The organism is Sphingomonas sp. STIS6.2 (assembly GCF_000732685.2).
Taxonomy (GTDB): domain Bacteria; phylum Pseudomonadota; class Alphaproteobacteria; order Sphingomonadales; family Sphingomonadaceae; genus Sphingomonas; species Sphingomonas aerolata.
The window spans coordinates 1-9,938 of record NZ_JPDP02000034.1 but is presented as its reverse complement, the minus strand read 5'-3'; the positions used below and the strand labels follow the sequence as shown (position 1 = coordinate 9,938).

The window sequence follows — 9,938 nt, the reverse complement described above, 5'->3', positions numbered from 1 at the left end:
TTTCCTTGCAAAAAGACCGGCTCAAGACGACCCCTGCGGGAATCGAACCCGTGCTTCAGTCGCGGAGCCGTAATTCGCTTCACTTTCAATGATGCTTGCCTGAATGCGCCTCAAAACCGGCGTCATGTTCAGCAATGGATTACAGCGCAGGGCCATCAGCGATGGTATGCCGACGAGTTTGCTGAAGCGGCTTGAGCGTTACCGCAACTAAGCCAGCGTGGCGTTTTCCGTGTCAAAGCACGAACGCGCGGCATTGACCACTCCACCCCTCCTCATCGAGATGGGGCTGTCAGGTTCGCCGCGGATCGTCATGTCGTGGCTTAATGCTCGGAACGATCCGCTGCCACTGGCCGCTGATTGACTACGGGAGAGCCAGTATGCTGCGCACCTCGAGTCCTAAAGTTCTGAACGTCTCAGCAGACGAGGGGGCGAGCTGTTCGATGGGCCCGGCCTTGCTCTCACACTTAACATCGAAGCGGCGTAAGCGTTGCCCGATCAGTTGCGTCTCCAGATGCGCCTTGGCCCGTCAGCAGCGGACAATGATCAGCCAAGCGCCCCACTCGGGCTCATCCTCGCCGGGATGAAGCGCTTGCGACATAGCTAGCGCACAAAAAAGAGCCGCTTTCAGCCCCCCAGGGAGGGGGTGCCGCTTCCGATAGGTCTCTATCGAATGGCCGGGGATGGATATGGGGGGGTCTTGCTAATATAAAAGAATATTAGTTGATGAAGTTTACAGAATCTTCGGACCCACCTCGACGACATGATTGTAGCGGGACCGTAGATACCAAGTTATCAAACTTTCTGATGCTTTAGCAACTGGCGCTGGCGCGATCGCGGCCCATTGCGTTGGAGATGTCGGCCTTGCAACTGCAGGCGGTCGTTCCGAAGTGCCAGCGCTGCAGGGCCTTTAGTTTAGGCGCAGTCGCTTGCGGTATGCTCGCCCAGTCTTGCTACACAGAAAGCCGGAAATCCAAACATTTCTTAGGTTCGGGGCAAGCCGCTCTTCGTGTGGGCAGTCAGATAGCTTGCCGTCGATAGTCTGACCCGCGACCCGACCAGCTTCGAAGGTTTGCTCCATAATTCGATCAATGCCTTGCATGGCAAAAAAGGTAGAACCCAACCCCTTTCTACCGAGCGAACAAAGTTCCTTTCTACCGAATGAACTAAGCCCCAAACTCCGGCCCTATCCTCATCTGGATAGAACGCGTGGGGATCGGACACCGGTCAATGTGCAGGCCGGGCCAAGCGGGGTGGCGGGCGTTTCGGAACATCGGCGACGGGGTTTCGCAGGAACGCCACCTGCGAAGCCGATCCGGATGTAGGCTCCGCTTCCGTGCATTGCCTGAAAAACGGCGACCGCTTCGCTTTCCTTCATCCGCTTGCCGATCAGCAGCGCGCGCTCGGCGCTGACATAGCCCAGATACATACCGCGGTCACTGGCGATGGCAGCGGCATTATCGTCGGGCCAGTTGGCCAACCTTAAACGCAACTCGACCGCGGGGCTAAGCGCACCGGGCATACTGCCATAGCAAGTGTGTCATAAAGAGAATTGCGAGGGCGCGGTGGGCCTTTGCATCACGTTAAATCGAAAGTCTAAAATGCTATCATTTAACCGAATTTTAGGCGTGCTGACGGATGACGGCCCCATGAACACTCATCGCGGCCCTGTGACTGGTGCCGGCAAAGGTCGGCTTGATCGTAGGTATTCGAACCGAACGGCGATGAGTCTTCCAGCCGTGCTCATCAGATCTCTTGCAGATGAGCATCCGGATATCATCCAAAACGTGTCAACTTTGGGGTTCAAGCTTCGCTCGGAATACGGAGTTACGGTCGGACGGTTTCTTTCACTCGATATACCGGGGCTAACTGCCTACTCCAGATGGGTGGCGTGGTCATATCTTGACCAATTTGGGCTCGATGTGGCTAACGCCATTCCGGAGCCGGTCATCGAGTACATCATTACAATGGCGTTACAGGCCAGCGAGGGCTTTTACCCCGAGGTCGAGCGCCGAAACTTCGACATTTGATGGTCCGGTCAGCCCCCATGAGTGATCGAGAGGTCTGGATACAGGCAGGCGCCATCCTTGCAGAACACGGCGAACATACCCCGGATTATATCGTCGATCAGATGGTCGCTGCCATCGGCGACCCTGTCGCCGTAAAGAATTGGCACCGCATTGCTGCTGCAGTCGATGTTATTAAAGGCACTTGGGCATCTACTACAAATTGCTGATCTCGGAATAGGCTTCGGAACGTCGCAGCTGTTGCACAATCCCGTTGAACGAGGCCGTCACACTCTGGCTCCGGCCGATCTCGTTATCGTGCTGCGCACCTTCCCAGAACATAACGAGTGGCCAGTGCTCGGCGCAAGCATGCCAGAGGCACCGCAGGGCTAGGCGCACCGCTGGCGTGTTCACGCGACCGCTGGCAGTCTCACTGAGTGTGGCTCGCAGAACCTGGACCGCCAGATTGATCATGGCTCCTGCGGTCATGCGGACCTCTAGTTATATGACCGCGTTGCGCTTTCAGTGGCATTGAGGAGCTTGACCTGATCGCTAAACCGCAGGATCGTAGTCGGGCGCTGCCCGATCTCAAAGACTTGCGAGACTTCGGTTACGAGGACTTCCGTAAGGTTCTCGAATGCCGGATGACCAAGGAGACGTCCTATGGGGCGTCCGACGGCCGCAGCAGCGACTTCAGGTGACAACTCCATGCCCGGAAGGGATATGCTGGCGTTCTTACCCGTAATAACAGTCATGCGTCTAGAGCCGTAGGGCATCGGCAGCAGGATCGTTAGCGCTAGGTGACCGTCAACAAGACGCACCTCGCTTATCTCGATCGCATTCGTACGCGGAACTGCTCGCACGACGGCGAACTGCTCCGGGTCCACCCCGTGGTAACGCAATATCGCGGCAGAACAATTGCTAATCGTAACGGCCGCTGGCCGATCCGCTGGTTGCTGATCCTCAGTCGGAACACGTGCAGTCATATCAGGGGAACCGGTTTTATCATTTGTGCTCCGGCGTACTTATGTCGGTACTGACGGCCTATACTTTTGGAATGCTTTAGATTTGGTTGTAATTACGTGAGCGCAGGAATGCGGTGGATGAACCACAGCCGCCAATGGTTTTCATTCACCTATGCCATCAAGTATTCTTAATCAGACTTTAACCATCGATGGGGCAAGCATGCGGGCCCGTAAAGGATGATAATAAATGATGGATAACCTTCTAATAACGACGTTCGCCGAATCGGGTAAGGTAGCGAATGCGGCTGACGAAATAGAGAAAGCTGTCTGGTCCCGTATGGGGTTTCTGAACTTCTCAGAGCCCTTCGTTCACTACTTTGATCTGATGGAACGATATCCGGAATATCAAATTGCCGTCATCGATCGTGATCGTGACTATGTCGTGGCAACTGGCAACCTCGTCCCGATGTTTTACGACGATCCGTCCAACTTGCCGGAGCGTGGCTGGGATTGGGCGCTTCAGTGCGCTGCCGAAACGACTAGCTGTGCACCCAACATGGTGGTGGGCCTCTCTGTTTCCGTACCGGACGCACATCGTAATCGTGGGTTGGCCCGCGTGGTGCTCGGTGCGATGCGCAACCTTGTAGAGAGCAAGGGCCTTGGCAAGCCGTTTCTCCCAGTTCGGCCGACCATGCTCGAGCAGCATCTCGATATGGATATCGCGGACTACGCGATATTGCGGCGGGAGGATGGTCGGCTCTACGATCCATGGTTGCGAAGTCATGAGCGGGCGGGGGGGCGCATGGTCAGTCTCTGCCGCAAATCCATGGTCATCGAGAAACCGGTCGGTTTTTGGGAGGCGTGGTCGGGTCAGCTTTACGAACGGTCCGGGAACTACCCTATCGCGGGCGGGCTGGCGCCTGTGGCGATCAATCTCGAGAGAGGGATGGGAAGCTATGTAGAGCCGAACGTCTGGTATAATTGATCGGCGCAGGCCGAGCTTGACCTCCATCGCGGTTCGAAAGCCTACGACCATGCAGGCGCGCTCAATCATCTGTTATCAACTAAGCAATGCGGACTAGGCAAGATCCCATTCCTTCTGGAACATGGGATACGGGACGGGAAAAACAGAACCTAGAAGCGTCGCGTAAGTGCTAGTCCCGCGGTGCGCGCAAGGATCGGGCCCCACAGAGTGGCTGGCGAGATCCCTCCGCCGTTGTCGGCACCGGCGTAGCACAGCGAGTTCGTCACGTTGCGGACGTAGCTTTCCAAACTCCATCCTGCATTGCCGGCATATCCCAGCCGCACGTCGCCTCGGGCGCAGACAGGCACCCGCCCAAAGCCCCGGTCGTCGAACGAGCGCCGTGCGCGGCTGGCGTAGAACGCCTCGCTCTGCACGTACAAGTCGCCGTTTCGAAGTGGCGTTTGTAGGCGCAAAATCGCGCTCGTGGTTAGCGTAGGATTGCCTAGACCACCGCAGTCGGCGAGCGTGCAGCCACGATCGCCGGTCTTAACGGTACGCGTCCAGGCGCCGGTGAGCGCCAGACTGACGTGACGGCCAAACCGCAGCGCCGCCTCCGCCTCAATGCCGGTGCCCCGGACCCTACCGATATTGATGACCTGTGTACTGCGGAGCAGCAGATCGAAGACGTTGGCCTGCAGGTCGTTGTAGATGTAGTGAAAAGCCGTAATGGCGGCGGTGCCGCGACCGTCAGGAAGTCGGCCTTTCACGCCCAGCTCAACGCTGCGGACCGTTTCCTTACCATAGTCGTCGGGCTTTGTGCCGGCGGGAACGAGATCGTAATCATCGAGCGGTTCGGAGGCGACGAGGCTGAACGTTCCAAACCCTCCTGCCTTCATGGCCTTGGTGGCGCTTAGATAGATCGTCCAGTCATGGTTTGGGGCCCAACGTGCGTAGACGCGCGGCGAAACGCCGTCCCAAACCTGTGCCGCCCGGACGTAACCGCTAGTGTAGTAGGTCGAAAGCCAAACATTTCCCAACGTGCTCGCGACCTGCGGCACGTCGAGATCGAACCGCTTGTGATCCCACGTGTAGCGAGCACCTGCTCCGATCGTCAAATCCGGGATAACCTTCCAATCCACCGCCCCGTAGGCCGAGGTACCCCAGTTGGCAGCTTTGGCACGGTTCACGTCGGTCAGAATGCCGTCCGCCGCAGGTACGAAGACCCGATCTCTGCCATAGATGTCCGCCACCAGCTGGTTGCAGTCCGCATATCCATAGCCTGGGCCGCAGACGATCTGCTCTGATATGCCGTTGGTATAGCTGCCTTTCACGCGCTCACGGTAAGCCGAAATGCCTGCCGCCCATTGCAGCGGACCTTTGCCCGGCGAGACGGCGGTGAACTCCTGACTGGCATAGTCGCCGTGCTGTCTGACGCCGAACGAATCGATGACCAAGGGTGTGCCGTCGTAGTCCTCAAGATACCGGTAGCGATGAGCACGCAGTCCGGTGAGCGAGGCAAGCGTCACTGAGCCTGCATCGTGATCGATCCTTAGGGTTAGCGAGCCGACACGGCTGTGGTCACGCAGCTTCGATAGATCACTGTCGACGTCCCGCCGACCGCCCCGGATCTCCAGTTGCGGATTCAGTTCGCGTAGCAGGCCAATCACCGCTGCATCGGTGATCCTAGCGCGATGCGGTGTGCCGCCAAGTTCGCGGTCGTCATATTCACCCGTAAGCCGTACCGTCGTGTCATTGCCCCGATGAAGCAGTGATACACGAGTTGCGGCCACGTCGCGGGATCCCAATTCTTTCGCATTGGGGAAGCTCGCATTTTGTGACGATCCTCTCTCGGTTTCCCGATCAACGGCCGCGCGAAGCGCCCAACCATCGCCTAAAGCGGCGTTGTAAGCCCCCTGAACCTCAAAGCGGTGCCTAGTGCCCGCACGGATCGTCACGTAGCCTTCGGCCGCGTCCGGATCGGGCGCCTTGGTGACGATTGCCAGTGCTCCGGAAATCGCATTGCGACCGAACAGGAACACCTGCGGCCCGCGTAGCGCCTCAACGCGTTCCAAATCATAGGCGGTGGTGATCACCGAACCTGTCCGACCTTGGTGAACGCCGTCTCGAAAAATTCCAATCGAGGGGTCGCCACCAAGCCCGTAGTCGTTTGAAACGATGCCGCGAATGGCGATGCCGTCGACAAAGTTGTTCTCTGCGAAGCCGGAAAAACCAGGCGTGAACCGTATAACTGCCTTGGTATCACCCAAATCCGCTGCGTCGAAGCCTTTTCCGGACAAGGAAGTGATCGCGGCCGGTACGTCTATTTGACGCTCCGATCGACGCTGTGCGGTCACGATGATGTCCTTTGGTTCGTCGACGTCAATTCGTGATGCCGGAAGCTGGGCTGATGACGTGGTCGAAACCGATCCCGTCAACATCGCACCGGCCACCAGTCGCGAGAGCAAGATTTGTGAGATACGAATTGCTATTTCGCTACGCGCAGCGAGGCTACCGGATCGACGGTGAACCCCTGGGATACAAGTGTGTTCAATTCTCGTACATGGTCAGTTGCTTTGATAGGTGGAAGCGCTCGTCCGTAGAGCCACCCCTGGAACTGATAGCAACCGAGCGCCTGAAGGATCCGCGCCTCGCTTAGGTGCTCGACGCCTTCGGCCACCACTTCGATGCCGAGTGCACGGCCAACGTCGATGACGGCTTTCACCAGGGAGGCAGAGCGCGGGTCCCGCAGCTTGCCGTCGCAGATGAAGCTGCGGTCTATCTTAAGTTTGTCGAAGGTGAAGTCTTGGAGGTAGCTCAGGCTTGAATAGCCCGTTCCAAAGTCGTCAAGACCGATCTTGAAGCCCATAGCTCGGATGGCGTCAAAGGTTTTCCGGGTATCGGCAGTTGAATTGAGAAGAAGACCCTCCGTTATCTCGAACATTATGTGCGCAGGGTCAGCGCCGCTTATGCGTAGTTCGCGACTAAGGGTGTTGATCAGGCCAGCGGTGCTGATCTGCAGCGGTGACAGGTTGATAGAAACCCATAGTCCCGGCCACCGCAGGGAATCACGGAAGGCCTGTGAGATGATCCAGTCCCCAAGTATGGGCATCAGTCCCGCTCGCTCGGCGATCGGGATGAATTCGGCGGGCGGCATCGCTGCCGCATCGTCCGCCGGCCAGCGCAGCAGGGCTTCCATGCCGCAGACGCAGGCGCTGCGGATATCGACGATGGGTTGGTAGTGGAGTTCGAAGCGGCTGGCTTCGAGCGCATCCTGAATCCGCGTTTCACGTTCCTTCCGCACAACGATCTGGTCGTGCATGCCGCGGTGATACACTGCGCAACGCGCGCGGCCGCCGTCCTTGGCCTCGTACAGGCCAATATCAGCGTTGCGCAGCAACTCGCTGCTTCCGCGGCCGTGATCTGGTGCAATCGCAATACCGACCGATACGCCAATGCGTGACGGCTTTCCTGCAAGATCGAAAGGCTCTGCGAAAGCGCGCTGTATGCGATTTCCAAAGTCCTCTACCGATAGCCACTTTTCCGCATGCACCAGAGCAAACTCGTCGCCGCCGAAGCGCGAAACGAGAACACTGTCCGGGAAACCATTTCGCAATCGTTTGGCGACGGTCTTGATGAGAACATCGCCGACCTCGTGGCCCCACGTGTCATTGACGGTCTTGAAGTTATCGATGTCGCAAAATGCTACCATTGCGGGATTTGATTCAATTAGGTGGGGAGCAAGCAATTTGTTGAAATGTCGCATGAAGAGACGACGATTGGGAAGCGAAGATAGCGGATCAAAGTTGGCAAGGAAACTTGCCTCTCGCTCTTTCTGAATTAGCGAGATTGTCATTTTCTGCATTCGGCGGAATGTTGCGACTAGCAGAAAGGCGGCGATCGCGGTAACGATAACGAAGAGCGGCAAGACGTATTGTAAGAGGATCCGGCCTGGTCGGCGGGAGGCCCATACAAGTTGGACAATCGGTTGGCCCTTATCATCTGTTAGGATATATGTGCCCGAATATTTATGCGAGGACGTTAGCGGTCTTACATGAAGCCCGTTGATCAGCAACGTGTCGGCATAGGTCTGAATGCGCCGCTCATTGATTTTGACGGCGCTGACGATCAAATGCGGCCGCTGCCGCAAGACCACACGTTCAGTGACTGGCACGATCGTCATGAGCGTTAGGATCACAGCCTCGCCGGCATCCCCGATGATATGCGAACTCCAACGGCCACGCGAGTTGCGGCCGAGGGAGCCAGGGTACGCTCCACGATGTGTCTCAATGTTTGCGTCGCGTATGCGGCGACCGTCCTCTTTGCCGCTGCGCACGATCCTGACCAGTTCTGCTAATTCGCCGCCGTAAGGTTGAAGCGAAGAGGGGGGAAGCTGCCGACCGCCTCCGTAACCGTAGATTGGCTTGTTATCCTGATCGAGTATCCAGACGGCATCGTGTCCGTTCACCTTGCTGAGATATTGCCCGATTTCATTGTTAAACCAGTCAACATCCATAACCGATGTCGTGGTCTTCTCGGCCGCGACGTCCCAAAATGCGATACTCTGAATTTCGTTTAAGGCTTCCACCACGTCTTGGCTGACAGCATTGTCAATTAGCTGCCTTTGCGTGTTCAGTGCATCGGAATTCATTGAGAGTCCGGCAAGCAAGATCGCAAGGATCCCGGCGAGAGCCAGGCATAAAACGACGCTTGCAACGGTTGCAGTGGGCTTCACATGACGGGGCATACTTATCGTTGGAGGAACGTATGTCATACCCGATTGGCCTTCTCGCCTGCCTCCGCTAGAAATCATAGGCCAATAGTGTTTCAACACCGTTTGAGCCTATGGTTAGCATATGCTTTACAGGCGGTTAAGAGGCATGTGCGGTCTGAACCGCGTGCCCGAGCCAATCGAATGGCTGACAAATAACGGCAGCTGCTACACCGCTCGCAACACACGTGCGTTCGCCCGGGACATCGGGTTGATCCCGCGCACGACCCCGGTCAGCAGTCCTCAATCGAATGGCATGGCTGAGCCGTTCGTTCGCACCCTCAAACGCGATTATGTCCGCGTGAACTTTAAGCCGAATGCGCAGAGCGTCATCGGCCAACTACCCGGCTAGTTCACCCATTATAACGAGGTGCATCCGCACCGCGCTTTGCGCTATCAATCCCCGCGCGAGTTCATCGCGCAAACCTGCAAGGCTCTGTCAGGCCTTTAGGGGCAACAACAGCACGCGGTTGCTGACAACGTCGATCTACGAGATGCAGAAGTGCGCGGCAGCGTTAGCAGGGCGTTCAGCAAACTGGACTATGGCGGCGGCATGCCCATCACCGATCCAGACAGTCGCGCCGAACTGATCGAAACCATCCATCAGCCTTGGAAGGCAACGCTAGGTGAATGCCTGCGTCGCTGGAACGGACTTGATCCACTTAGGCGTACGCAAAGCTATCTGGTGATTGAGGAGAACAGCGGTAATAGGCTGACGCTGAATGCAGCTATGATCGCCATCATGGCTGAACGCCTGGTGGCTTGACATTTCCCGAGCGACCGTGCCGGATCCACTCCGTTTGGCAGCGTGCGGTGCCGAAGATACGATCGCCGGCATCCGTGCCCGGCTCATCGCGAGTTACTCAGCCAATAGATGATGCGTGCGTTGAGAAGCCCCGGTTGCGCAATATGCAGCCAAAGGATTGGAGTTGCAGGTGTTATATTTGCTGTCAGAAGCCGGCACGCTAGCGCCCCAAGCGCCTAGTAGGCGACGCAAAACACATGATTTACGACATCCCCGGTTTTCACCTTCGCTGAATCAAAGCCGCTTTCGGTCATAACGTTCGACAAACCCGGTCGCTTTGATAGGGTGTTCGAGAACGTGCTTTCGGGGGTTTGTCGTACATGCTGGTTGGATATATGCGGGTCTCGTCGGCCGATGACCGCCAAACGGTCGATCTTCAGCGGGACGCGCTAGTCGCAGCCGGCGTCGATCATCGTCATCTCCATACCGACAA

Annotated in this window: 8 protein-coding genes and 1 pseudogene; 6 read left to right on the top strand and 3 right to left on the bottom strand. The window is 57.2% G+C overall.

The annotated features are described in order from the left end of the window. A partial coding sequence (locus sphst_RS21090; RefSeq protein ID WP_234387380.1) for a hypothetical protein occupies positions 1-195 on the top strand: 195 nt, incomplete at its 5' end. 994 nt (positions 196-1,189) lie between these two features. Here the strand turns inward: sphst_RS21090 and sphst_RS20335 are convergent. Continuing rightward, entirely contained in the window at positions 1,190-1,519 is a 330-nt protein-coding gene (locus sphst_RS20335; RefSeq protein ID WP_159043522.1) for a hypothetical protein, read from the bottom strand. Between the two features lie 127 nt (positions 1,520-1,646). Between sphst_RS20335 and sphst_RS04725 the strand changes: the two genes are divergently transcribed. Then, positions 1,647-2,027, top strand: a complete 381-nt coding sequence (locus sphst_RS04725; RefSeq protein WP_159043521.1) for a hypothetical protein — start codon at positions 1,647-1,649, stop codon at positions 2,025-2,027. Positions 2,028-3,215: 1,188 nt separating this feature from the next. Continuing rightward, positions 3,216-3,953 (top strand): hypothetical protein, encoded by a 738-nt coding sequence (locus tag sphst_RS04710; protein ID WP_081877409.1) that lies wholly within the window; start codon positions 3,216-3,218, stop codon positions 3,951-3,953. Positions 3,954-4,102: 149 nt separating this feature from the next. Here sphst_RS04710 and sphst_RS04705 read toward each other — a convergent pair whose 3' ends face one another. Continuing rightward, a complete protein-coding gene (locus sphst_RS04705) occupies positions 4,103-6,286 on the bottom strand; it encodes a TonB-dependent receptor (protein ID WP_159043520.1) in 2,184 nt (727 codons plus the stop codon). A gap of 131 nt (positions 6,287-6,417) precedes the next feature. Continuing rightward, positions 6,418-8,664, bottom strand: a complete 2,247-nt coding sequence (locus sphst_RS04700) for a bifunctional diguanylate cyclase/phosphodiesterase (protein WP_234387378.1) — start codon at positions 8,662-8,664, stop codon at positions 6,418-6,420. A 160-nt stretch (positions 8,665-8,824) separates the two neighbouring features. Here sphst_RS04700 and sphst_RS04695 point away from each other — a divergent pair. From sphst_RS04695 to sphst_RS21085, 3 genes and pseudogenes are all read left to right on the top strand, one after another. Further along, a pseudogene (locus sphst_RS04695) lies at positions 8,825-9,151 on the top strand (integrase core domain-containing protein); the annotation flags it as partial. Between the two features lie 51 nt (positions 9,152-9,202). Next, positions 9,203-9,466 (top strand): hypothetical protein, encoded by a 264-nt coding sequence (locus sphst_RS20330; protein WP_031395887.1) that lies wholly within the window; start codon positions 9,203-9,205, stop codon positions 9,464-9,466. Positions 9,467-9,825: 359 nt separating this feature from the next. After that, the coding region (locus sphst_RS21085; RefSeq protein WP_159043517.1) for a recombinase family protein at positions 9,826-9,938 on the top strand (113 nt) is incomplete at its 3' end.

Bases quoted from the DNA above. Each gene is read 5' to 3' on its own strand.
- sphst_RS04725 (WP_159043521.1), top strand. From the start codon at position 1,647: ATGAACACTCATCGCGGCCCTGTGACTGGTGCCGGCAAAGGTCGGCTT.
- sphst_RS04710 (WP_081877409.1), top strand. From the start codon at position 3,216: ATGATGGATAACCTTCTAATAACGACGTTCGCCGAATCGGGTAAGGTA.
- sphst_RS20335 (WP_159043522.1), bottom strand. From the start codon at position 1,519: ATGCCCGGTGCGCTTAGCCCCGCGGTCGAGTTGCGTTTAAGGTTGGCC.